Origin of the sequence: Rhizobium grahamii CCGE 502, from assembly GCF_000298315.2 — a bacterium.
Lineage (GTDB): Bacteria > Pseudomonadota > Alphaproteobacteria > Rhizobiales > Rhizobiaceae > Rhizobium > Rhizobium grahamii.
Genome location: NZ_AEYE02000036.1, coordinates 264,781 through 289,276, shown reverse-complemented (window position 1 = coordinate 289,276; position 24,496 = coordinate 264,781). Strand labels below are relative to the sequence as shown.

The window sequence follows — 24,496 nt, the reverse complement described above, 5'->3', positions numbered from 1 at the left end:
AGGAATGGCACCTGATTGCAGGAGCGCTGCGGTTCAAGAGCGCGAAGTCCGGCAGTAACGGCCGCATCTGCACGGCGTTCTTTCAGGTATTCGAACGCGGCATCGTTCAGCACATAATCTTGGTAACCGCCGCGCAGTAGCGACAGGAAATTCAGGCGGGACTTCGATTTTGTGGTGCGAAAGACAGTAAAATTAGGGCCGCCGATGTGTGTGGCGTAACATGGATTATGGGAATGTCGGGCGCCGGTGTCGTCGACGGTGACATAAGACGACGACACCAGACCGGCATGCAGCACCGCCGCGTCCTCGGCAACAAAGCCATCCAGCTGCCGGGTCAAAAGCCGTACGATCTGGCGTTTTGAGATGTCGAGACCAATGTCATTGAGCAATGTCGTCAGACGCGCGGTCGTTACCTGTCCTTGTGCATGCAACATCAGGCACAGTCGTCTGAGATTGGCGCCATAGCCACCGATAGTCCCCGCCGGCAAGGCTGCCAGTACCGTCTTCCCATCCGGCGTCACCCAGCATTCGCGACGGTAATGCACGAGCTCCGCCTTGAGCACCAGGTCGCGAACATAGACGCTTTTGTACCCCTTGAAGCGTGAGCCGGCCGGGGCATTGATGCGCAGGATCTCCTGCCGGCTCACCCGCTTTACGTCCAGCTTCGGGCCACGTGGCTTTTTCTTCGATAGCTGCTTGTCGCCAAGCATGCTGTCGGTTGCCTTGTCCATGCCGGAGGCCCGAAACGGCGGTCGCGGTGGCAGGTTCTTCAGTCGGGCGATCTCGTCGCGCAAAAGCTGGTTCTCGAGTTTCAGGCGGGTGTTGTCCAGCCGAAGGGCGGCGTTTTCCTCCCGCAGCTGGATGTTGTGGGCCTCGAGCTTCGCGAGTCGGGCTTCCGCCTGCTGCGACCGTTCCAGCAAACCCGTCACCAGACTGCGCAACGCATTCAGTGAAAGCGTGTCGGCATGCTCGGGTGAGGGGAGCCGCTTCTTTGCCATGCCCGGAGCGAATCTGATTTGCCCCGTCTTAGGAATCCCTGCGCCGACCAGCCGGATTCAAAGCGCCGGCTTATGCACACTTTTTATAAGCGGCCGCTAAAATTCTGCCACCGATTTTGCCCCGCTAACGCGGCGGCCGCGGTCAACGAAGGATCGAGTCGTGCGTTTCCCGCAAACCTTCACCCAGCTTCAACGCTGAACGCGTTCATGTCGACGAGCTGTTCTCAATATTGCTCCGTCTAAAGTATCTTTTCGTAGCCTTCCGCGTTAGTATTGTCTAATACACAATTGTATGTAGTATTAGGTCTTGCGGCAGGAGGAGAGGAAAATGTCCAGCCGATACAACACGGATCCAGCAAAGTCATATGATGGTCCTGAGTTCGATGAGTTTTGCATCGAGCGTGGAGGTTACTTGCCTGCCAGTCGCGATCGTTCGACCTGCATTTGTTGCCCACTTTCATCCCTCTGCCAAGCCGGATTCGAAGAGCAGGTAAGACTAGCGTCTGTGGGAAAGGATCCGAACCTAATAAAAGATTGCACGTTAGATGCCGTCGAATTAACGCCGCGCAGACTCTTCGCCGGTCTATCCCCTGAAGCGGTTGAATTCGTCAAGACACATGTTCCTTCATTAAATGAGGAGGTTTGTAATGACTGATACATCGCAGTTACAATTAGAGGCAAAGAAGCAGCTCGCGAAAAAGGCGGAAACGCTTAGCTCGCAGCAACTTGAAGCGAAGAAGCAGCTATCGGAAAAGGCCAAGACGCTGGCTGTTCAGCAGCTGGAATCAAAAAAGCAGCTCTCAGAAAAAGCGAATCTGGTTGCCAAGCAACAACTTGAGGCAAAAAAAAACCTCTAGCCAAGGAGAGCGTGGTCATGGACAAAATAGTAACTGAAATTGCTGCAGCATCGAGTGTCCCAGAAGACGCTGTCCGTGCGGTTCTATCACAGCTGGGTCTAGGTGATACGATCGATCGTATCAGGGATACGATCGGAGAAAACGCTGTTCGAAATTTGAAGATCGGCGATTTGTCGGTCAGCGCGCGCGTGGCGAATTTGATAGTATCGCGTTGAGATGGATGCGGGAAAGAGCATTGAAACCTGTCTGAAATTTTGGCCTGATGTTAAGGTAGACCCTTTCCCGTTTCATCTTGCGCTAATGTATTCTAAAGAACTTGAACTTGCCCTCAAGAGAGGGCTAAGTTTGACCTCCGCAGCTCTGACTCGGGATCGTATCGTCGACAGAACTTCGCAGACGCCGCTTGGTGCCCGTCATCGCTTTTTTGATTTCAATGAAATTCCATTGACGAAGAAAGAAGACATCGTCCGATCGCCGTCAAGTTATGTCAACAAGTCACTAATTGACGACAATATAACGGTTAAGTTTACCAGCGGCTCCACAGGCCCCGGTCTCGCCGTACTTTATAGCGGTCATTTTTACGTCGAAGAGCTATTCTTATCCGTTCCTAGAATTCTTAGAGCATGGGGAGTAGAGGACTTCTCAGGCACTCTTACACTGAACATCTCAGACAGCAATCACCGGCGCGGTAGCATCGCAGTCTGTCCGGACCGACGTATAGGAGTCCAGTTGGATCTTCCTATTGATTTCAGGAGCAAAACGGAAATCCAAAAGCTAATCCATTTTGTTCAGGCCTGGAAACCCCGCGTGATCTCCTCCAGACCCGAGCTTCTTGAGCTGATCTGTGCGGTAGGGTTGGACGCCGCACTGCACGCGACGGCGGATTGGGTGATTTCTGGAGGTAGCTATCTAACGATCGAACGAAGGCGCCGAATCGGCAGCTATTTCTCAGCTCCGGTCATAGACGTGTACGCGTCAACGGAGTGCGGAATTGTAGCTTGGGACCGTCCAGGTCCAAATTACCTTGTGGTGGATCAAAGCAGACATTTCGTCGAACTGCGGGACGGCAACATCGTTATCACTACCATTGATAATTTGGTGATGCCGTTCCTCAGGTATCTCACAGGTGACCGGGGGCAGCTTACCTTCAATAACGACATAGGAATTAAACTTGATCCAGATCGAAACGTACCTCTTTTCAACGATAAACACGGCCAGCCCTTTGTTCCTATCTTTGTGAAGAACGCGCTCAACAAGCTTGGCATCTGGAGCTTCACCCTCATCCAGGAAACAGCAGGGACAATGAGTATAGTCGTTCCGGAAGATGTTGGGCGCAACGAAGTCGAGCGTACGGTTTTGAGTAGTCTTGCTTCTTCAGAGGCTAGCGAAGAAATCATTGTCGACTGCCATGTTGAAATAGCATCTGTTTCTGGTTTTCAGTTCATCGGTCCGTCTTAGAAAACATTGCTTCCGATCGGCGAAGTAGTTTCTAATTCCTGCATTCGCGATCAGAATATCTCCCTGCCGTACCGTCGGTTTTTCGCGCCACTACTTTCCCGTGTCGTTTGTGATTGACGTTGCCCCAAGTTTTATCCAGTTTTGAGTTCGCTCCAGCGTTTATGGGTTGCTGTTGGGGTGATAGCGGCGCGTTGCGGCGGAGCCATTTCGGGTGTGCAGTACCGACGACCGTCAGGACCCTCGCTTCATGGACACGGAGATCCGCGACTTAGATGCTGCCGAGCCAGCCGGGTACGTTCCCGGTGGGATGCCTGAAGTTCGGTAATGTGGGCGCCGTGCTCTACGAGGTGCTTCGCTAGAACGAAGTATGGTTTAGTCCGCTCTGCTGTAAGCAGCATCGAGGTGACTTCACGTTCCTAAATTGGCCAGCGGTCTTCAGCCGCCTCCACGGAGCAGCGGTCCAGCGCGGAGTGCTTGGCGAGGACTGAGCTAAGGCATTGACTCAAGGCCTAGTACAGAAGCAATCGCTAAATTTGATGACGACGGATGGGTGATCCCGGAATGCATAAGATGGCCAGAGACTTAGGGTGTTGAAAGGGACGCCATTGGGCTCGTGCACAAAGACCTGCACTGCGTGCACGACCCGGTTGGCTGCCTTCAGAAGCAAGGATGGCGATCATATACGCCAGCGACCTTACAACCATGAATCGATACGGACGGAGCCGATCATCTTTGACGCGCCGGGTTCGTCTGGAACGATGAAGGTAGCGCCGAGCAATGCCAAATCCCACCGATCGATCTCGAGCCCCGCCTCTGCGACCGCCGTGGCGAACGCGCGCCAGACAATTGTTTCGCCGCGATGCATGCGGGCGATATCAACGAGAATGCGCTCCGTGGCAGCTCCCGAACATCCGCATGCAGCCTGCGCCAAGCGCTGCAGCGACGCCTGCACGTCAAACTCGCGCGCTATCCGATCCGACGCCAACAATGTTTCGTCAAGCAGTTGTATCTCCCGCCGCGGCAAAACACCAACGGCGAATCGGGAGAGCACCGACCGGCGCATCGGCCTGTCGCAGAGGATGGCGAGTTCGCGGAGCAAATCGGCGGGTTCATCAGCGACATGGCAGAAACTGAAGAGACGATTCGGCTGAGCGAGCAAGCGCCGCAGGCAATTCTGTGGTTGCGAATCGAGGTCCGCTGGCCCTTTCAAAACACCAAGCCGGACCGTGGCAGGGACACGCAGTGGACCATTATCGTGCAAGAGCAGCAGCAGCACCCGATCCTGCAAAATCAGATCGTTGACGGCGAGACGATCGAGCGAGGCCGCGGTTAGCTGGAAGCGCCAGAGTTCGCGCCATTCCAGACGCGAAAGCGTGTGCTCGATAACGGCCGTGATTCCAAAGCCATGCGCACGCAGAAATTCGACGATAGCGCTTGCTTTACCACCGGCCAGTCCTTCAGGCTTGAGCATCACGAGTGCGGACCGATGCAATGCCGCGATCATATCGGCTGCGAGACTCTCGCTGGCGTCGGTCAGTCCCTCCCGAAAATACGTTTCGCGTCCATAAAGTTCTGCCTTTACCGGGATGCGCGTGACCGCGCGCCATGTCGGCGCAGATGGGTCGCCTGCAACGTGCCCGTCGAGGATGTCGTTCTCAAGATGGGGCGTACCGCGGCCGCTCTGATCCGCACGCGCTTGCATCAATACTCTCCATGCGGGTTGCCGACATTTTTGGTTTGACGGGGTTGTATCTTCGGTGCAATATTATAGCGGCTAGGTTTTATTAGCCACTATCTGCAACGGTAAAGTTTGCGTAGTCACCACCAGCTTAGCGCAGGTGGACAAGGACTTCATCTGGAGGACTATGACATGGCCCAGGCGCAGGATGCAGACCATAAGCGAGTTGTAGAAGCTGCGAAGGCGATCAGCGATATCCGAGCTGGTCAAACCACGATTCCAGTTGTGTTGACGGGGCGAATCGTGAACGGCAAAGTTCAAATTGATCAGCATGTTTTGGACGAAATTGCCAAGAATCATGCGAACGCTAACGGCGTCTTTATTGCCGTGAATGCACCGTTCGATACCAAGACTACAGTCCTGTAAAAAAGTGACATAACACATTCAGCGGTTGTTGCGCTTTAGTGAAGGCGGCATGAAAAGCTGTGTGGATAGCCGGGCTTTGGATCCTTGGCTATAGGCACGGCATAGCGATGCAGCTTGGCCCAAGTGCGCATTTAGATGACGTTGCACGATTCGAGACGTGACGTCGTGCATCGCGAGCTGGAGATTTTTTCTCTGTTAGCACCAAGGGGTGCCTGAAATTGACGTGGATTTGACATCGAGGGGCTCTGAAATCAGCAGTCTCCAAAAGGTTGGAATGGAAGCGGGAAGACGATGAATGTCGGCGATCTTCTGAGCGCAGAACCAGAGCCCATGCGAGTTGAACAGATTGCAAGGGTCGCACTCGATGGCAGAAGTGACGATGCATGCCCGAATTATTTTTCTGCGCTGCGCGAGGCACTGGCGGACGAACCGCCACCATTCGGCACCAAGGCCTATTCGGATATCTACCGCAACGTCGCCTCGGACGGGCGATGGTTGGCAGTCTCGCTGATTACCAACGCCGAGCGTGAGGGTGACGGGGCCACCCGTCTGTGGTCGCTGGCCGCCTGCTCCCGGGATAAGGACGAACGGCTGCAGCTCAAGGTGCATGCCGTGGACGAGTCCCGGCATGCTTTGTTCTATCTGGCGCTGCTCGATTTTGCGTTTCCCGGGATGACAGACCCCCAGTTCCGTCTGGAACTACGCAAGCTTTCGCCGCATTATTCGATGCACATGGAGCCGTTTCCCGTGCCTGGCTCGCCCTACGCGAAGACGCCGTCTATCGACGATTTTGTTCAGATGAATATCGCCGAGATCCGAACGACGATCCATCACCTGATGCAACGCCCCGCGCTCTCAGTCCATGCGACCGCCGAGAATAAGGGCCGGATAACGCCAATCTTAGATTCGCTTCTGCGCGACGAGTTGCGACATGTGGCCTATACGGCGAAGCTAATCGAGCGTCTTTCGCAACGCGCCGCGCGGCCGGATTTCCACCATCTGGTCCGCAAGCGGCTGCATGATTTCAACCAGATCACCAGCGAGGAGCTTGGCAACCTGGCTTTCGATTGTTCCGTTGCATGTTGCGAGAAGCGGCTAAATTGCCGGGCGAAGGCGTTGTCCGTGACCGCATTCATCGACATGCCAACCTGAAGCGGTCCCGATCTGCGATCCCATCGCTGAGGCCAGCGGAGCGATGGTGGCCGCCGCGGACGGCTTACATCATGAGTACGTGCTGCAAGGAAACGCAAGTCGATGAACACCACGGAATTTCTACGTCTCAAAGGCGTCGACATGTCTGCGATCGTCGCGGGCGCACAAGCATCCGTCGGCCTCGGTCCCGACGACTTGCTGCTGGCGGTGGGCTCGCTGGCCGAGGGACTGGGAAACAGTATGTCCGACTTCGACCTGATCCTCATCACTCCGCGCGACGCGGCTTACCTGCCGGCGCACGACGTGGCGCTGGTAGTCGAAACATGCTTGTTCGATATTCAGCTGCTGCCGCTGCAGAAGCTCGAGGCCGTCCTCGCACGCTTCGCGAAGTGGGCTGCGCTGCCCTGGGATATCACGCGCATCGCAGATATCAACATAGGTGACCGCAGGCTGCTGCACCGGCTATTGCATTGCTCGGTCGTTTTCGAGGGCGAAGCGAGCGACCTAACAGAACTGCTGCCCAGCCGTGCTGAACTCGCGCGGCTGAAGCTGCAGATTGCCCGCCATACGTCGCGCACTATTCAAGTCGACATGGCTGGAGATCTCGAAGCTGACGATTACGCCTCGCTGGTCTTTGCGTCGCAGGACCTTTTAGGTCATGCTGTGGACGCGCTCGCAGCGGGTCATCACCTCACGAATCCGACCGCCAAGTGGCGCAGCCGCCTGTTGCAACGCCTGCCGACCAACTGGGAAGCCGCGCTCGGCATCCACCCGACCGGACTAAATGCCGCTCAATTGTACTGGACGTTGCATCAGGCACCGGAGCGGCCTGACCGCGCACCAGTGCTAGGGCATGCCCTCCGCATCACGACGTTTGCACGCGCAGTATTCGCCTGGGCCGAGCGCCGGTTGCTGGGCGTAACGGCGGGTGCGCGCGCTCCGGGCGCCTGGCCGCACGTGGATCGAACTTACGGCGACATCTGCCTGCCGCATCTCAACTTTGACGTGGACTTTTGTGCGCACGACGACCGGGTGATCCTTGGGCGACTCAACCAATTCGATGAACCCCTCGACCTGACGCCGCACGAATTCGAGATAGCGTTGCTGTTTGATGGAGCGACAACCGCGCGCGAGGCCGAACTCGTCGTGCGCGGCGCCTATGCCAGCAAGGCTGAGCATCGGCTTGTCGACCGGGTGATGGTTCGAGTGGCCGCGGCGGGCTTTTCCGTCGGGCCGGAACTGATGTGATCGCAGACCTAGCCACACGGCCTCGGCCGGCTTAGCAACCAGCGGGCAGATCCCGCCACGCTATAGTATCTAACGTAGCGTGCCTTTCCGCGGAGTGTATCGTGGGTACTGCAATACCGACAACGCAAATTCAGCCGTCAATCGTGCCCACGAAGCCACCGCGCGCCTGGCGCCATCCGGACCAGCATTTGCTCGTCGCGATGAACGCCCCGTGGTATGGCTTGGTGCTCGACCTCCAAGACGCGGTGACCCGAGCTACCGTCAACTTCTTCAGCGCGCGCGGCTTGCGCGCCGCGCACCTTCCGATCACCACCGGCAGTATCTCGTCACCGATGGGACTCGGGAGTGACTCTTTGCCGGTGGCGATCGAGCTGCACGGCGAGCGGGTCTACCTCGCCGATTCCATGCAGTTCTTGCTCGAATACGCCACGCGGCTGACGGGCCGCGGCGCCTACTACATCATGCCGTCGTTCCGCGGCGAGTGTCACGACACCACGCACCTGAACGAGTTTTTTCATAGTGAAGCCGAGCTGCGTGGCAACCTGACCGACGTGCTCGATACGGTTGACGCGTATATGACCGCGCTTTCCAGCGCGCTGCTTGAGGTGACGTCTCTGACGCAGACATTGCAGCAGCGTACTCGCCATCTGCAGATTTTCGCCTCCGGCGGCCGCGCGCCACGCGTTACTTTCGACGAGGCCGCCGTAATGCTCGCAGACATTCCTGACGCCATCGAGTACGACCCGGCCGGATACCGCACGTTGACTCGCTCGGGTGAGCGCGCGCTGGCCCAGCAAATGGGTGGCGCCGCGTGGGTGATCGAATGGGATGCAATTGCCACGCCATTCTATCAAGCTACCGTCGAGCGCCGTGGCGACCTACGCTCGCTCAATGCCGATCTCGTTCTAAGCGGTCCCGGCGAGGTTGTGGGCGCCGGCCAGAGACACACCACCGCCACGGAAGTTTTGGAGGCCTTGCATCGTAGAGGCATCGATCCTGAGCCCTACCGGTGGTACCTGCAGATGAAGCGGGAGGCCCCGCTCGTTACCGCCGGCTTCGGACTGGGGGTTGAGCGGCTGCTGTGCTGGGCGCTCGGCCACGACGATATTCGCGACCTGCAGCTGGTGCCGCGGCTGCTCGGGATTCCGAGGGCATTCTGATGCGGACCCCGGCACACCAGCTAACTGCAGCGAGGATCCTGCGCACCGTGGGCCACGCCGCTTGCCTAACCGTGCGCCCAATAGTGGATCCAGTCGAGGGAGGCGACAGTGATGTTCGCGCGTGCCAGTGACTGCCGCCATTTCTGGTGATCTCGAGCGGCTTGATGCCAGCCGCGCGCAGTACGACGGGCTGACGCCGGACGACGTTGCCGCCCTTGACTATGTCGGCTTCATTTCGTTGATCCAGGAAACAAACCGCTGTCCGGGCGGGTTAGTCTCGCTCCGGCGCCAAACAATTGCCAGTGGCATCGATACCACTAGCGAGGTACTCGAGATTGGCTCCAACACCGGCTTCACCTCGATCGAACTGGTTAAGATGTCCCGCTGCCGGGTCACCGGCATCGAGCCCAATGCCGCGGCCGTCAGCGAAGCGCGGCGACGCGCTGCACTGCTGCCGCCGGATCTCCAAGACCGGGTAAAGTTCGAGATAGGCGACGCTCGTCGCCTGCACCGCGAACCTGGTAGCATCGATGTGATCGTGTGCGGCGGCGCCAACACCTTCATCGACGGTCGCGATGCGGCGTTCGCGGAGTATCGGCGGGTGTTGCGGCCGCTGGGCCGCGTCACGCTAACCAACTTCTTTTACGTCCAGCCGCCATCACAGGCGTTGCTGCAACGGCTACGCAACACCATCGGCGTCGACATTCCGCCCTGGGATCAGCGACAGTGGTTGCGGATGATCCTAGACGGGTCCTTCTGGGACGTCATTTCGCTGGGCACGCATCCCGTGGTCGCCCGGCCTACGGCGGTGGTTAAGGCATATGTCGACTACATGGTCGATCGGCCGGCGCTTGCCGATCTGCGGCCAAACACCCGCGAGGCGGTTCGGCGACGCTGGCAAGAGACCTGCGACCTTTTCAACGAGAACGCCGCGCAACTCAGTTTCTTCGAACTGGTGCTGAGGCGACCGATCGACGGGATGGAGGAGCAGCCGCCGCTATTCCTCTCGCCGGGCGAGTACGATCGATGGTTCGCGCACGACATTGTCGCGGCCCCAAAGGACCTGATCTGATGGACGCGCTGATCGTCAACCCGCCGACTTTAGGTGATCTCGAACGGATCGGCTTGGCCGTGCGGATGTCGTATTTCGAATTCGAACGGCAGACCGCCGGTGCCGAGGGCTTTCTGTCGTTTCCTGGCGAGCACCTCGGCCTGTTGGCGCTGGCCAGCAGTTGCCGGGCGGCAGGTCTCGCGGTAGCGCCGATAAACGGCCAAGTCGCGAATCATCGTTCGCTGGACGAAACATGGCAGGCAATGGTGGCCGCCGCCCCAGGAGGCCCGGCGGCCGTCGGCTTCTCGGGACCGTGCCAAGTGCTGGCAGAGAACCTGACGTTGGCGTACAGGGTGCGCACACGCTGGCCCGACACCCGCATCGTCATGGGCCATGACTTCGCGACGCTCAATTTCGAGCGCCTACTGCAGGACTATGACTGCCTAGACGCTGTGGTGGTTGGCGAAGGGGAGCGGGCTTTCCCGCTGATCGTCGAAGCGGCCAAAGCGGGGCGATCACTCGCCGATATCGCCGGCGTCGCAACGCGCGACGCCAACGGCCGCGCCCAGCTTGCGACGGCCGCGGCGCCGCCCCTGGACCTCGATACACTGCCCTGGGTCGCGCGCGACCATCTACCGCTCGTGCTCACCGCAGGCATGAGCGCCGGCATCTACACCTCGCGCGGCTGTCCGTATCGCTGCTCATTTTGCACTACCGGACAAACCGCCGCCCGTCTCGGCAAGCATGGCAGCCATCGACTACGCGCGATCGATGACGTGGTCGACGAGATCGAACGGCTGGTGGTGGACTACGAGATTCCGCATCTGACCATCGTCGACGACCTGTTCGTCACCTCGCATCCGGAAAGCCGGGAGCGCGCAACGATGTTTGCAGAGCTGCTGCGACGGCGATCGCTGAACGTGCCTTTCATGATCGATGCGCGGGTCGATTCCATCGACCCCGCGACCTTTGCGGCGTTGCGCCAGGCCGGCCTGCACCGGGTATTCGTCGGAGTAGAGACAGGAAGCGATGCGCAACTCGCCTTCTACAGCAAGGGTTACGGCCGGGCTGGACGGGACAACGGCTTCGTCCACCGGCAGATGCGTGTGCTCGCCAACCTCGGTATCGAGATTGTGCCCGGGATCATCACTTATCATCCGGAGAGCGAACCGAACGAACTGTTAAGCACGCTCGGCACGATTGATGCCAGCGGCTATCGCGGCACGTTTCAGTTCATGAACCGGCTGTTCGTGCATCCCGGCACGTCGCTGTGGCAGGACTACCACCGCCGCGGCCTGCTGGTCGACGAGTGGCCGGTGCCCCGATGGACGTTCCTGACCGATCGTGCCGCCGCGCTGGAGCGCGACATCCTGGAGGCCGTTGCTGCGGGACTAGGCTTCGACGCGGTACGGACGATTTTCGAACAGGGCGTGCATACATGGCTTGCCGACCAGCAGCCAGGCCTGGACGTTCTCGCCGCTCCAACATAGGAAGCACCTCACATGATTATCCTCGTCAATCCGCCAACACTCTGGGAGTTGCAGGAACTTGGCATGGAAGGTAAGCTTTCTTGTTTCGAGTTGCAGAGCCAGCACGTCTCTCCGAGTGCACTAAAATCCTTCCCCGGCGAGCATTTGGGCCTGCAGGCCCTAGCGTCGGCTTGTCGACAAAAGGGGTTACAGGTATCGCTGGTCAATGGCCAGATCCTTCTACACAAGTCGCTGGACGAGATTTGGCGGGCCATACTCGATCGGGCCGGCAAAGAGCCTCCTGCTGTGGTCGGCTTCTCCGGCCCCAATCAGGTGTTTGTGGAAAATGTCGCGCTCGCGCGCCGGGTCAAAGAACGTTGGCCCGACACTGTCACCGTGCTCGGCGCCGATTTCGCCACGCTCAATGCCGACCGCATCCTGAACGACTACGAGGTATTCGATGCTATCGTGGCCGGTGAGGGCGAGGTCGCGTTTCCAGCGCTGTGCGCGGCCGCTGCGGACGGCGACCCGTTCGATCAGCTGCCCGGGGTGCTCACGCGCGAGACGGTTCGCGTCACGCTCCAAGCCCCGCCGCCGCTGAACCTCGATGATATTCCGTGGATCGCACGCGACGACACCCGGGCAGTGCTGGCGCTCGGCCTGAGTGCCGGAGTCTACAGCAGCCGGGGCTGCCCGTATCGCTGCAGCTTCTGCACCACTGGCCAGGTGTCAGCGCGCAGCGGCCAGGGCGGTCATCGCGAAAAGAGTATCGAAAATGTCGTAGATGAGATCGACTATCTCGCGACCGACTTCGGAATCGATCATGTGACGATCACCGACGACCTGTTCGTCACCAAGCATCCCGCCTCGCAAGAGCGGGCGCGGCGCTTCGGCGCGCTGTACAAGTCGCGCGGCCTGTCGTCGATTCCTTTCATGATTGACTGCCGCGTCGATTCGATGGACCGAGAGACGCTGTCGGTGCTGCGCTCGGCGGGCCTGCATCGCGTCTTCGTTGGGATCGAGACTGCAAGCGCCGATACCTTGGACGCATATGACAAGCTGTATGTGAACAGAGCTCTCCCCCAGTACATCAATGACCGCCTCCGCATCGCCAGTGATCTCGGGATCGATGTAGTCCCGGGCATCATCACTTATCATCCTGAGATCACGGTTCCTGAGCTGAGACGCACGCTCAATGTCGTCGACTCGGTTGGCTATCGCGGCTCGTTTCAGTTCCTCAACAAGGTAGTCGCCCATCCGGGAACACCGATCTGGAAGGCATATGCTGCAAAGGGCTATCTCAATCCGGAGTGGCCGGTGCCGCAGTGGGGTTTCAGGAATCCGGACGCGCAGAGCGTCGCCGATGCTGCATTCGCCGCAGCCGCGGCCGGCGGCGATTTTGAACAGATCCGTGGCGCGCTGCTTAGCGCTATCGAGCAGTGGGAAGCCCGGCAACCGGAGCAGTGACACGATGAGCATGCCCTCTATTCCTGCCGGTGAATCCCGGCGTGTCGATCTGCCGTTCCTGTCGCGCGTCGGACTCGGCGCTTATCCGCTCGGCGGCACCCATGCAGGTGGCGGCGCGGAGAGGAGGGCGCGGGCCTGCCTCTACGCTGCCCTCGACGCCGGCTATAGCTGGATCGACAGTGGCGAGGTTTATCATGACACCGGTAATGAGACGCTGCTCGGGCGTATCGACCTGCGTGTTCTGGCGGTGGCGACCAAGGTCGCCCCAGCTCCCGTCGGGTCCGGCCTGCGGCCGGCACAGATTCGTGCCGCATGCCGGGCCAGCCTGAAGCGGCTGCGTCGCGACGTGATCGACTGGTATTATCTTCATTGGCCGGATGGGTCTGATGTTCCACTGGTGGAGAGCTGGGGGGCAATGCGGTCGCTGGTCGATGAGGGATTGATCCGCTGCGCTGGGCTGTCGAATTTCAGTATTGATCAAATGCAACAATGCCGGACCGTGGGTCCGATCGACGTTGTGCAGCTGGGCCTATCGCTGGTGGATCATCACGACAGTCGCGAGGTGGCGCGCTGGTGCGGACACCATGGCATCGCGGTCACCGTCTATGAACCGCTCGCCAACGGCCTGCTCAGCGGTGCGGTCACGCCAGGCACAGACCTGCGCGCCTGGGCCGCGCGCGACGTCTTGGCCTGGCCGTTTTTCCAGCGTGTTCTGACCGGCGATTCACTAGCGCGTACGTTGAAGATTCTCAACACTGTCCATCAATGGTCCAAACAGCTTGGCACGCCGGTTCCCCAATTGGCGTTGGCCTGGGTGCTGTCGCTACCCGGCGTGGTGTCGGTGCTGCCTGGCAGCCGACGGACTGACCATATCAGGTGCAACGGCCGTGCGGCCGATCTCCGGCTACCGCCGGAGGCACTAGCGGCGCTCGACCAGATCGCGGGGTTCGCCAGATGACCGCCGTCAGCAACATTCCAACCGCGTACCCTGTCCCGCTGCACTGGGACGGCGAGGCGCTCGACATAATCGACCAGCGCGCCTTGCCGCAGGCGGAGCGGAGGCTGCGACTGAACACCTGCGCCGATGTTGCCGACGCGATCCGCGCGCTCGCGATCCGCGGCGCGCCGCTATTAGGTATCGCGGCCGCCTATGGCCTCGTGCTCGCCGCACGTGAGGGCAAGCTGGCGCAAGGTGGAGCGCTACTCCGTGCCGCCCGCCCAACGGCCGTCAACCTTCCCCGCACCATCGATCGTTGCGTCGCGGTCGTAGCAGCGTCAACCGACTCGCCCGAGGCGACTTTGCTGGCGGAAGCACAGCGGCTGGTAAATGTGGAGGTGAACGCCAGCGACGGCATCACCCGGCATGGAGCCTCGCTGCTGGCCTGCGCTCGCACTATCATGACCGTATGCAACACCGGCGCGCTGGGGACCGGACATCGTGGGACGGCACTGGGCATCATCATTCGACTGGCGGAGACGGGACCGGTCACAGCGATCTGCTGCGAGACACGCCCGCTGCTGCAGGGCGCGCGGCTGTCCAGTTGGGAGCTGTCACGCCATGGCGTTGCCGCCACCGTCATCGTCGACAGCGCCGCGGCCGCGCTGATGCGAACGCTGCCGATCGATGCCGTAGTCGTGGGATGCGACCGCCTGGCTGCCAACGGCGATCTCATCAACAAGATCGGAACCTACGGCATCGCGCTTGCCGCTGCTGCTCACGGCATTCCCTTCATTGCCGCAGTGACACGCTCGTCAATCGATGCCGCGACACCCAGCGGAGATGATGTCGAGATCGAACAACGCGATCCCGGCGAGGTACTCGACCTAGTGCCGGGTGTCGCCGCGTTACCCGGCGTAACCGCCCTCAATCCGGCGTTCGACGTCACGCCGGCGCGACTGATCACCGCTGTTGTCACGGAGGCTGGCGTCGTCCGGCACGCAAGCGATCCGCGCACCGCTCGGCTGTCCGAAACAACGGATCGCGCGGGCTTATGACGAACCCTCCTCCACGGCTGTTGGCACATGCGATCGGGCCGCATCCGCGCATTGCGATCATCGCGCCGTCCTGGGGCGGCATCGGCTCGCTCCCGTCCCGCGCCGCGCGCGCCTTGGCCGCACTGAGCACGCTGGGGGCCGAGCCTGTGCTCATGCCGCACGCGGCATCCGCCGCAGATGTCGCGCGCCCATGGGTTTCAGCGGGCGCACGCGAGCGCGCGGCCGACCTGCATGCCGCGTTCGCAGATCCCAGCATCGATGCAGTGCTGTGCGCCATCGGTGGCGATCACTCGGCACAGCTGCTACCCTCGATCGACATGGGCGTGATCGCGGCCTCACCCAAGCCGTTGTGCGGATATTCCGACGCCACTGTGCTGCTGCATGCGATCCACCACGAGACTGGCCTTGTCTGCTTTTACGGCCCTTCACTGCTGCCACAGTTCGGCGAGATCGATGGTCTGGATGCGGAAGTTATTGAGCACCTGTGCCGGACCATCGTGCACGGCGACACCGCACCTGGCAACATTCCCGACATAGGCTGGCAGGCCGACGAGCCGCGCGAGCTAAGCGACCGGGAGCACCGCCCACGGCGGCGGCGGGCGGCGGAGCCGCGACGCGCGCTGCGCGTCGGTCACGCAATTGGACGGCTGATGCCGGCCTGCCTGCCCAGCCTGCAGCACTTGATCGGCACGCCATGGCAGCCGCGGCTGGCCGGCACGCTGCTCGCGCTCGACGTGCCAGGCGAAGGTTATGACATCCGTCGCGCCGATGCGGACCTGACCCATCTGGCAAATGCCGGCGTGCTGACGGAGATCGCCTCATTGGTGCTCGGTCGCAGCGACGGATGGAGTGCCACCGATGTGGACCGCTTCGACAAGATCGCAATAGAGTTGACCGCGCCGACCAAGATCCCGGTTCTGGCCGGGATCGCGTGCTCCCATGCGTCGCCGATGCTAACCCTTCCCATTGGAGCCCTGGCCGAGCTCGATGGACTGCACCTTCGCATCCTCGAACCGGTCGTGGCTGGCCGACCGGACGACCGGCACGGCGACCGAGGCTGAACGTTGCAGCCATGCTTCATCCCATCCGCCATGGACCGGATCGGGAAGCACGCGGGTGGCCCCGGCGGGATCGTGCTCGCAAACGCTGGAGCCAACCACTACATAATCCCAAAGGCCAAGCTGATCAGCGTGCGGCCACAGCAAAGCGTGGACTTCACGCCAAGCGCGCTCGGCATCAGCCGGTGCAAGGCTCAGCAGCCCGTCGAGCTGCGTCAGTGCGGCTGCCGCCAGCGCAGGCGGATCGAGCCAAGCTACGCGCCGACGCAGGCGCTCAAGTGCCGGTACAGGTTCGAGATCGTGGGCAGGGCACGCCGCATAGGCTTGTCGTCGCGCCCGCTGCAGCTCTTCGCCTGCATCGTTGCCCTCGAGCAGCCGGCTGATCAGAGTACGCCGTGCTGGACGATCAAACAGCAGTCCCAGTTCGCGCAATACGTCAGCCGGCTCATCGGCGGCGTGGACGAAGTTGAGCAGCCGATTGTTTGGACCGAGCTCAAAACGGATTTGGCCCGGCTCCCGCTGCGCCGGCATCGTCGAGCCCTTAAGCCGCTGTAGACGGACCGCGGCAGGGATCGCATCGTGCCGCATTCGATCGTCGCGACAGATGAGAAGGATGCCGGTCGCCGCTGGTTTGAACAAATCCAGCAGATCCAGTCGCTCGAGCGTGGCACCATTGAGCACATAGAGCCAAAGCAGACGGATGTCTTTGCGGTCCAGCCGCAGGCTATGAGCGAACACCGGCGTGAAGCCAGCTGCGCGAATCCGCGCTTCGATACGCTCGACCACCCGAAGAGCGATGGACTCCGACTTGATCAAAATCGTCCCATGCGTCAGCAGCAAGTCGCGAGCATGGGCCTCACCGGCCAGGTCGACCAGATCGCGCATCGCCTCCCGCGCGAACGGCTCGCCGTTGAAGAAGCGCGCCTTGTCGGGCAGAACTGTCGTCGCGTCGAGGATTGCCCGGGTCTGCGCTTCGATCATGCGGCCACACCATCACTCGCAAATGACCGCTTGGGGCTGCGCCGCAGCTCGCAAAATGCGGTCTGACCTGTACCTTAAAGCACTAGCAATTGACACTATCACCCATCCTAGCCGCGCAAAAGCGCGAATGGCTACGCCGGTCGCATTCCGGTGCATTTAAATGCCGCACAATCAATTACCTGTCTTTGCATCCATGGCGCGAGTAGGGCATGCTATTCATCGATCTCGGCTCCGCCGAGCGTACTAGAGAAACGATTGGAGAGAAGAGCCATGACAGCTGCGGTGCTCGGCATCATCGGCGGATCGGGTATCTACGATCTGCCTGAACTCGAAAACGCGCGAGATGAAACTATCGCGAGCCCGTGGGGCGAGCCTTCTGCGCTGGTTCGGCGCGGCACTATCGCGGGCCTGCCAGTGGTGTTCCTGCCCCGTCACGACAAAGGCCATCGGCTATCGCCCTCGGACATCAATTACCGCGCCAACATCGATGTCCTCAAGCGCGCCGGCGTAACCGATTTGGTGTCGCTGTCGGCCTGCGGCTCGTTCAAAGAAGAGCTGCCGCCCGGCACCTTTGTGATGGTGGACCAGTTTGTCGATCGTACCCATCGGAGGGAAGGTTCATTTTTCGGCAAGGGTTGCGTTGCGCATGTGTCGATGGCTAATCCGGTGTCGCCAAAGTTGCGCACGCATCTCTGCGCGGCCGCGGACTCTGAGAGCATCGCAGCTGCGCGAAGCGGCACCTACCTCTGCATAGAAGGTCCGCAGTTCTTGAGTTATGCGGAAAGTATGACTTACAAAGCGCTGGGGTATGACATAATCGGCATGACGAACATGCCGGAGGCCAAGCTCGCCCGCGAGGCGGAGATTTGTTACGCCAGCGCGGCAATGGTGACCGATTTCGATTGCTGGCATCCCGACCACGGGACCGTCACGGCACAAGAAGTCGTCCGGGTTCAAGCCGCGAACGTCGGGAAGGCGAGGCGGCTGATCTTACGTCTCGCACGAGATTTTCCCCGCGAACACGAGCCATGCCCGATCGGGTCGGACCGTGCGCTCGACCTTGCATTGATGACAGCGCCAGAAGCGCGCGATCCAGAGCTCGTGAAAAAGCTCGACGCGGTGGCCGGTCGAGCGCTGCGGTCGTGAGACGAAAGAAGTTCCACATTGCGCCGCTAATGATTTAACGCACGCTCCACATTGTCGAGGTGGCTGAGGCCTGCCGAAGCTCCACCCGTCGGGCGGGGGGAGCATCCGCTTTTTCACGGGAGAGAACGTTCATGGCACCGGGAGTCGATGCTACGCAAATGCGGTCATTCCGCACTAAACTTCGTAAAGGCACAAAGTACATCTCCACGTAATTGACTGGATCAAACTACACTGTATAGTAGATACTAAGCATTGGAGTTTTCGCTCGCTGCAACAGGAGAGGTACCAATGGGTGCGATGACAATTGAATGCGCGATCGCTGTTAGCCCGGCTGAATTTGCCAAGAAGTTCCGTCAGGAATTACTTGAATCGTCCGCCGGAGAGGGACTCACCGATGCGCGCTTCCGCAGCTCAGTTGATGATGAATCCCACCTGTTCGTCGATCTCCAGTGGAAAGACCTCGCTACGGCGAGAGCGAATCTCGAACAGGTCAAGGCACTGCTAGACCAGGATTCGCAGATTTTGAAAGAGTCTTCCTTTCAGACCAATGTTCGTTAGCGATGACGCCCGCGCAGGCTGGATTGGATGAGTTTCTGGTTTGGCTGATTGTTGGCGCTACGGACGAGGAGCTCCGTGGCGTCGTCGACGCAGGTTTAAAAGGTTCCGGACTCGCCGCTGCACTATGCGAACTTGCAGCGCGCAATGATCTAGCGTGGACACTCTTCGATCGGATGAATAGCGCGAGAGCGGTTCACGCCGCGGATTTCGAGCCTTTGCCAAACAATGGAGGCATCATCGGTTTTAAGAACACCGACTCCGAGACGTTGAAAAAGGAGTCTAGGGAATTCGCGTCGTTGGCAATGGGCTTGGGATGCGATTTTTGCCTGGCGAAAGGCGTGACTGTTGCCGATCTCTATCCGAGCAACGTGAACCGTCACCAGAACGATTTCGATATTGCGACGAGATCACAACAAGACTTTTTGAAACTAGTTTCTTTGATGATCGAACGAGATTACACGCCCCGGGTATTGGCGGTTCGTTTGACGGGGCAGAATACTTTGGAAGGCGCACTATCGATAGTGCAGATCGACCAGCAAAAGAGGCGTACGCTCTGGTGCGACATTTGGGTGGCAGTGCAACCACTCAGCGGCGGCAGAACTAGGACGCTTCCATCATCGTTCTGGTCGAAGGTAGAGCAGCTAGAAACGGGCGGCGTAGGACCAAGCATCCCCGATCGCCTCGTTCTGTTAATCAATGAAGTGGAGGAGCGAGGCGCTCTCAAACTAAGGGATCTACTGGATTTTGCCTTTCTATCCGCGGAAGGGCGACGAATGACAGATGACGCTGACCTTAATCGCGGCATCGAAAAATTGATTACAAATGCGGCTTCGGAACTTTTATCGTTCGTGAAGTCTAATACGCCAATTGTCGACAGATTGGCTTCCATCTCGATGCTCAGGAACTCAGCGCCGAGGTATCCACTCGACGTTTCCAATGTTGGCAAGCAAGGCAAACCCCCGGCTGATACGCTCGTTCGCTTTGTTGCTGTCAGTAGCGGGCGGGGAGACCTTGCGGTCAATGAATATGCAAACCGAACGATTCTTCGAACACCCTTCGGCACCTTCGCTTCCGAGCAATCCGACAAAGAGGTGAGGGAGAGGCTGTTTGGAGGTTGAGCCCAACGAGCCTTCTGGTCCTGAGTTCGGTCATTTGTTTCCGCGCACGAGAACAATCTGGGCAAGCGTGACAGGCGAAACGCGGGCGGCGAGAGTACTCAGTGTCTCGCAATTGACAGCTCGGGCAAGACATCTGTTCCTGGAAAACCAAATCGACCTCGCAATCCTTTCGGCCACGATTGCCGATAGCGACGTCGTCCAACAACCCTTCTGGCATCCCTGGTGTCATGTGGTAGCAAAGGCGCCTGAGTTCGCCGGACCGGGGGAAGCGGACGTTACCGTTCGTACTCTGGAGGAAGAGGACCTGGCGGTGATCGTGCCACTATTTGCCGAATCCCTTAAAGCCGGACTCCCGGAAAATATTCAGCATAGATACTCTGATCGGGACCTTGTAGATGCCGCAACGAAACGGATCGAGGACGTTCTTGCTCGGGATTCGTTGGCAGTCGTAGCTGGTGGGGGCACAGCTATTCGTGGATTTGGGTTGGCCAGCAATGAAACCGAATTTCTGCATGTCCACGATATCGTTGTAAGTGGTGGTGCCGCCGGAACCGGAACGGGCTTGGCATTGGCGCGATACATCGAAGGATTTGCCTACCTAAGGAAGCTGCCGGAAATGCGGGGCACGGTTTCCGTTTCTAGGCTGAATAACCATGAGAGAACCCTCGCCTCGCTAGCTAGTCACGGGTGGAAAAGCGTAAGGTTCAACTTCGCTTCGCTACGGTCCGGCTTATGAGCGAGGTTCGAAACGGAAGGCGCTGCCCTTCGAATGGAATGGTTCCGACGGTGGCGTTGCTTTAACGGATCGGATGAGCGAAAGGAGATGCGCCGCGCATGATGAGCGATGACAAGCGACGTTCTTACTCCGCCGGCCGACATTGCAGTGAAGGCCGTTAGAACTGATGTCAGATCATCTATGAATCCCTCGGCGAGTTTCGGTACAGCCTTCCCATAGACAAGATAGATCGCATGACGGTAGTTCGCCTCACCGCGATACCTTGATGCCTCATGCAGGAAAGCAATGCTCTTCTTCGCGAACGCATCATCTCTCATTGTACGAGGTGCCTTGGTGCGAACGTTATCAACGGCCAAAGTCCTCATCGCTGAAGCCGTGCCATACACACCGCAGTACCAGGTCACTATCCCAACGCGGGCGACGTCGGCCTTGTTTGGCACGGTTGCCAAACCTTGGAGAGCGGCAATCTGGTTCAATGAGAAGAGTAACTGTTCAAGCATTGAGTTGAGCTGTGGCTCGGTAAGCTCCTTCCATTGAACTCGTTGGTAAAACACTCTGCCTGTTCGGAAACTAACTCTGCGGTCTGTGACCAGTATTAATTTCGCCCGCATCCAATTCAGGGCGGATGGGAGCGCGAATACGGCGTCCGGTATTTCTTGTGGCTTCTCAGTCAGCGTTCCATGGGCACGCATACGTCCATAAGCGAGGTCATGTCTGCTCCTCTCTCAGGCAATCGACAGATTTTATCCATGGGTCACAGATTGGTACGATGCTTGACGATGTGGACCACAGTAAATGCAATGCTTCTCCTAGCGAATCTCAGTCAGCAATTTTTGCCATACGACGGACTGCTCCTATTGGGGCCAGAACAAGAGCAGTCCGAAATCGTACGCTAAGGGCGAACGGAATGAGAACTTATGCGACCCGCCGCAGCCCGGCTGGAAGACGGAGTGATCGAAATCCGTTCGGCATCTGATGTTCAGCATCCCAGGTGTAGATGCCCGTAAGGTTGATATGTTCCCAACTCAGCGGCGAGATGTGCTTCAACAGATCAGGAATATCTCGACCCGAGCGTCTCAGCTGTGTGATTGCGCGGTCAAGATAGACTGTATTCCAGTGGACGATCGCACTGACGACGAGGTTGAGACCAGAGGCACGGAACGCTTGGCTTTCGAACGACCGGTCGCGGATCTCGCCCCGCTCGTGGAAGAAGACCGCGCGTTTCAGCTTATGGGCGGCCTCGCCCTTGTTGAGACCGGCTTGGCATCTCCGCCGAAGTGCCGGACTTGAGTACCATTCGATCATGAAGAGCGACCTTTCGATACGGCCGAGTTCGCGGAGCGCCCTCGCGAGATGGCTTTGCTTCGGAGTTGCGGACAGTTTCTTGAGAATGGTAGATGGCACCACGGACCGCGTCGTGATCGACGCGGCGAGATGGAGCAGATCGTCCCAATGATCGAGTATCAGACTGGCATTGATCGGCACCCCGATGTGGTTCGACAGCGCCGGATATGCATCGCTCTTCTCGAACGTGTGGAACTTCCGATCTTTGAGATTGCGCAGTCGCGGTGAGAACCGCTTTCCAATCAAGGCGAATAGCCCGAAGATATGATCACTAGCCCCGCCTGTGTCGGTAAAGTGTTCATGGATGTCGAGGACCGTGTCCTGATCGAAGAGCCCATCGAGCACATAGGCCGCCTCGCTCTCGGTCGGACTGATGGGCAAAATGCTGAAGTATCCGTATTGATCTGACAGATGGCTATAGAATTTCGATCCGGGCTCGCTGCCGTAATGCAAGTTGATTTCGCCGCGCTTTGCAGCTCGGTCGCTCGCACGGAAGAATTGGCCATCGGACGATGACGTTGTGCCATTGCCCCAAAGGCGGGAATGCGGATGCTGGGTGTGGGCATCGGTGATGCACGCTTGCGCCGCACGATATGTCTCAGATCGGGCGTGAAAGGTGCGCATCCACCCGATCTGGTGAGCGCTGATTCCCTTGGATGCGCCCGCCATTCGTTTTGGCCCAAGATTGGTCGCATCCGCCAGCACGCCCGCGAGCATGGCAGAGACATTTTTCGGGACGTCGCCGGTGCGAACATGCGTGAATGAATCTGCAAAGCCGGTCCATTCATGCACCTCCCTTAACAAGCCGGGAACCTCGACCAACGGATACATGTCGCTGATCTCGGCATTCAGTTCCTCGGCGGCCACAGGGACTTCGCCGGCGGTTGGTGTAACGATCAACGTTCCGGTTTCAAGACGAACTCCTTCGAGCTTTCCGGATCGGGCTCGGTGCGCGAGACGCTTCAGGTTGAAGTCGAGCATCTGACGGGCTTCGGCAAGCCACTGCGCGCCGTCGCCCTGGACCCCCAATCCAAGACGATCCTCTTCCTTCATCATTATGAATGTCGACCGCGGCATCAGGTGTTCGTCAATCGGCCGGAAAGATCGGCTGCCGTCGACCCAAATGTCGGCAGATCTAAGCCGGTCTCGCAAAGCCGCGAGCGTGGCGACCTCGTAGAGACGGCGATCGGGTTTTTCCTGTTCGAAGATGAGCCTTCGATCGGTCTGGCTGAGGTGGGTGAGTGGGATACGATCCGGGAGTGTTCGCCGCTTCTCGGCATAAAGCCGTTTCAGCAGCGCAATTGCCGCGAGAAGCGGGTCGTGGCGTTGCGCCGAGCGGAACGTGAAGGCCTGAAGAAATGCACCAGTGTATTTGTGGACGGTCGCATACTGCTCGGCCGCTACGGTCAACGGCGATGCCTCGTTGTCGCCGACCATCTACTCGAGCTCAGGCTTCATTCGAAGCAGCCGGTCCCAGCCGACTCTTTGGTCGAGAACATCCAATGCGTTCCGACCATAGTCGTTGGCGGACTGCAGGGCGGTGATCGTATCTAGAAACATGCGCAGCGCTTTGGCGGTGTTCGCTCTGCAATCCATCTGTCGCTGCTTCTTTCGATTGTTGGCTTGCGAGAACAACTTGCCAATCAGCTTGATGAACATCGTTACCGCGTCGTCCGTGAGCTTCTGGCAAAGCTTGATGACTTGAGCCACGATCAGAGCGTGGCGGCGACTGGCGTTGAAGTCGTTGGCAAGCCAGGCCGGCGTTGCGTTGCCCTCCCGGATCATCTGGTCCCACCGTCCGGATGATACGCGCGCCTGCAGTTCCGGATCGATCTCCAGCCGCCGCAGAAACGCTATCCGCTCGGTCAGCCCGACGAGGTTCGACGCAGCCGGCGCTTCTGGCGCCGAACGCAGCCAATGAAAGCGCGTCTGGCCGATCGACGGGTCAACCTCTAACAGCCTATCCAGTGATTGGAGCCCATCGAGTGGGATGTCTTCAATCAGAGTTCTTTCTGCCCGGCGCCGGGCCATCGCACGACCGGCAAGGCCGATCCGTTCGATCGTGTCGATCGCCGGCAGAAGAGCTCCGCGTTCGCGAAACGCTGCGACAACGGAACTGGCTATCGCAGCACCGTCGTCGGACATCGTCGCCGCCTGGATTGCAGCCAATAGCGCGGCCCGGCGATCTTGCAGCGTCGCGCTTCTCGTATCCAGATACACCATTAGCCGCGCCACATGATCCCGACGGGTTTCTTCACGGCGTGCATAGAGGGCAAATTCGTCTGGAGCGGCGCCGACCTGATCAGCAACAAACTTCAGCATGGCGCGAGGCGGAGTTTCTTCTGCCCCCAGTACTCGACCCGGGTACCGCATCAGACATAGCTGGATGGCATAGCCTAGCCGATTGTGGTTGCGTCTCCGCAGTTCGATCTCCAGGCGATCCGCCAATGACAACGAATAGTGTCGGATCAGGCTGTCCTCGTCGATTGGGATATCGACAAGCTTCCGGCGATCTTGATCTTTGAGAAGCTTGCGCTTTGCCATCGCCCGACTCCATTCATGACCAATCTGCGTCGAGCGTTGTCGAGTCGGCTCG

The 24,496-nt window shown here is 59.2% G+C and carries 19 protein-coding genes and 2 pseudogenes; 17 read left to right on the top strand and 4 right to left on the bottom strand.

What is annotated here, in order from left to right:
* Positions 1-998 (bottom strand): annotated as a pseudogene (locus tag RGCCGE502_RS31500) (IS66 family transposase); the annotation flags it as partial.
* A gap of 647 nt (positions 999-1,645) precedes the next feature.
* Here RGCCGE502_RS31500 and RGCCGE502_RS31495 point away from each other — a divergent pair.
* Genes RGCCGE502_RS31495 through RGCCGE502_RS31485 form a run of 3 tightly spaced genes read left to right on the top strand, consistent with a single transcriptional unit; the run spans position 1,646 to position 3,313 of the window.
* A complete protein-coding gene (locus RGCCGE502_RS31495) occupies positions 1,646-1,855 on the top strand; it encodes a hypothetical protein (RefSeq protein ID WP_016558281.1) in 210 nt (69 codons plus the stop codon).
* A 17-nt stretch (positions 1,856-1,872) separates the two neighbouring features.
* The gene (locus tag RGCCGE502_RS31490) at positions 1,873-2,070 is read left to right on the top strand and encodes a hypothetical protein (RefSeq protein WP_016558280.1); all 198 of its coding nucleotides are present in this window, start codon (positions 1,873-1,875) and stop codon (positions 2,068-2,070) included.
* A 1-nt stretch (position 2,071) separates the two neighbouring features.
* The gene (locus RGCCGE502_RS31485; protein ID WP_016558279.1) at positions 2,072-3,313 is read left to right on the top strand and encodes an AMP-binding protein; all 1,242 of its coding nucleotides are present in this window, start codon (positions 2,072-2,074) and stop codon (positions 3,311-3,313) included.
* Between the two features lie 694 nt (positions 3,314-4,007).
* Here RGCCGE502_RS31485 and RGCCGE502_RS34795 read toward each other — a convergent pair.
* A complete protein-coding gene (locus RGCCGE502_RS34795) occupies positions 4,008-5,015 on the bottom strand; it encodes a nucleoside-diphosphate kinase (protein ID WP_016558278.1) in 1,008 nt (335 codons plus the stop codon).
* A gap of 168 nt (positions 5,016-5,183) precedes the next feature.
* Here RGCCGE502_RS34795 and RGCCGE502_RS31475 point away from each other — a divergent pair, with 168 nt between their 5' ends.
* From RGCCGE502_RS31475 to RGCCGE502_RS31430, 10 genes are all read left to right on the top strand, one after another.
* On the top strand, positions 5,184-5,417 hold the full coding sequence (locus tag RGCCGE502_RS31475; RefSeq protein WP_016558277.1) for a hypothetical protein: 234 nt from the start codon (positions 5,184-5,186) through the stop codon (positions 5,415-5,417).
* A gap of 330 nt (positions 5,418-5,747) precedes the next feature.
* Positions 5,748-6,569 (top strand): hypothetical protein, encoded by an 822-nt coding sequence (locus RGCCGE502_RS31470; RefSeq protein WP_141652450.1) that lies wholly within the window; start codon positions 5,748-5,750, stop codon positions 6,567-6,569.
* A gap of 102 nt (positions 6,570-6,671) precedes the next feature.
* Positions 6,672-7,817, top strand: coding sequence for a hypothetical protein (locus tag RGCCGE502_RS31465; protein ID WP_016558275.1), 1,146 nt, complete (start codon positions 6,672-6,674; stop codon positions 7,815-7,817).
* Positions 7,818-7,918: 101 nt separating this feature from the next.
* Entirely contained in the window at positions 7,919-8,977 is a 1,059-nt protein-coding gene (locus RGCCGE502_RS31460) for an amino acid--tRNA ligase-related protein (RefSeq protein ID WP_016558274.1), read from the top strand.
* Positions 8,978-9,098: 121 nt separating this feature from the next.
* Entirely contained in the window at positions 9,099-10,049 is a 951-nt protein-coding gene (locus tag RGCCGE502_RS31455; RefSeq protein ID WP_141652449.1) for a class I SAM-dependent methyltransferase, read from the top strand.
* Entirely contained in the window at positions 10,049-11,518 is a 1,470-nt protein-coding gene (locus RGCCGE502_RS31450; RefSeq protein WP_016558272.1) for a B12-binding domain-containing radical SAM protein, read from the top strand. The genes RGCCGE502_RS31455 and RGCCGE502_RS31450 overlap by 1 nt, the downstream gene beginning before the upstream one ends.
* 12 nt (positions 11,519-11,530) lie before the next feature.
* Positions 11,531-12,964, top strand: a complete 1,434-nt coding sequence (locus RGCCGE502_RS31445) for a B12-binding domain-containing radical SAM protein (RefSeq protein WP_016558271.1) — start codon at positions 11,531-11,533, stop codon at positions 12,962-12,964.
* 4 nt (positions 12,965-12,968) lie between these two features.
* On the top strand, positions 12,969-13,922 hold the full coding sequence (locus tag RGCCGE502_RS34790) for an aldo/keto reductase (protein WP_016558270.1): 954 nt from the start codon (positions 12,969-12,971) through the stop codon (positions 13,920-13,922).
* Positions 13,919-14,959 (top strand): S-methyl-5-thioribose-1-phosphate isomerase, encoded by a 1,041-nt coding sequence (mtnA, locus tag RGCCGE502_RS31435; RefSeq protein ID WP_016558269.1) that lies wholly within the window; start codon positions 13,919-13,921, stop codon positions 14,957-14,959. Before RGCCGE502_RS34790 ends, mtnA begins: the two co-directional genes overlap by 4 nt.
* Positions 14,956-16,020: a S66 peptidase family protein gene (locus RGCCGE502_RS31430; RefSeq protein ID WP_016558268.1), complete on the top strand. Its 1,065-nt coding sequence runs from the start codon at positions 14,956-14,958 to the stop codon at positions 16,018-16,020. Before mtnA ends, RGCCGE502_RS31430 begins: the two co-directional genes overlap by 4 nt.
* Here the strand turns inward: RGCCGE502_RS31430 and RGCCGE502_RS36050 are convergent.
* Positions 15,913-16,998: a nucleoside-diphosphate kinase gene (locus RGCCGE502_RS36050; RefSeq protein WP_016558267.1), complete on the bottom strand. Its 1,086-nt coding sequence runs from the start codon at positions 16,996-16,998 to the stop codon at positions 15,913-15,915. The two genes, RGCCGE502_RS31430 and RGCCGE502_RS36050, sit on opposite strands and share 108 nt — an antisense overlap.
* A gap of 270 nt (positions 16,999-17,268) precedes the next feature.
* Here RGCCGE502_RS36050 and RGCCGE502_RS31415 point away from each other — a divergent pair, with 270 nt between their 5' ends.
* The 4 genes from RGCCGE502_RS31415 (at position 17,269) to RGCCGE502_RS31400 (ending at position 20,556) form a co-directional block, all read left to right on the top strand.
* Positions 17,269-18,144 (top strand): S-methyl-5'-thioadenosine phosphorylase, encoded by an 876-nt coding sequence (locus RGCCGE502_RS31415; protein WP_016558266.1) that lies wholly within the window; start codon positions 17,269-17,271, stop codon positions 18,142-18,144.
* Positions 18,145-18,432: 288 nt separating this feature from the next.
* Complete coding sequence (locus RGCCGE502_RS31410; RefSeq protein WP_016558265.1) at positions 18,433-18,702, top strand: hypothetical protein; 270 nt, start codon at positions 18,433-18,435, stop codon at positions 18,700-18,702.
* A gap of 23 nt (positions 18,703-18,725) precedes the next feature.
* Positions 18,726-19,820 carry a hypothetical protein gene (locus tag RGCCGE502_RS31405; protein ID WP_176705743.1) on the top strand — a complete coding sequence of 365 codons (1,095 nt, stop codon included), beginning with the start codon at positions 18,726-18,728 and terminating at the stop codon, positions 19,818-19,820.
* On the top strand, positions 19,810-20,556 hold the full coding sequence (locus tag RGCCGE502_RS31400; RefSeq protein ID WP_016558263.1) for a hypothetical protein: 747 nt from the start codon (positions 19,810-19,812) through the stop codon (positions 20,554-20,556). The genes RGCCGE502_RS31405 and RGCCGE502_RS31400 overlap by 11 nt, the downstream gene beginning before the upstream one ends.
* 915 nt (positions 20,557-21,471) lie before the next feature.
* Here the strand turns inward: RGCCGE502_RS31400 and RGCCGE502_RS31395 are convergent.
* Positions 21,472-24,444 (bottom strand): annotated as a pseudogene (locus tag RGCCGE502_RS31395) (Tn3 family transposase).
* Positions 24,445-24,496: the final 52 nt, after the last annotated feature.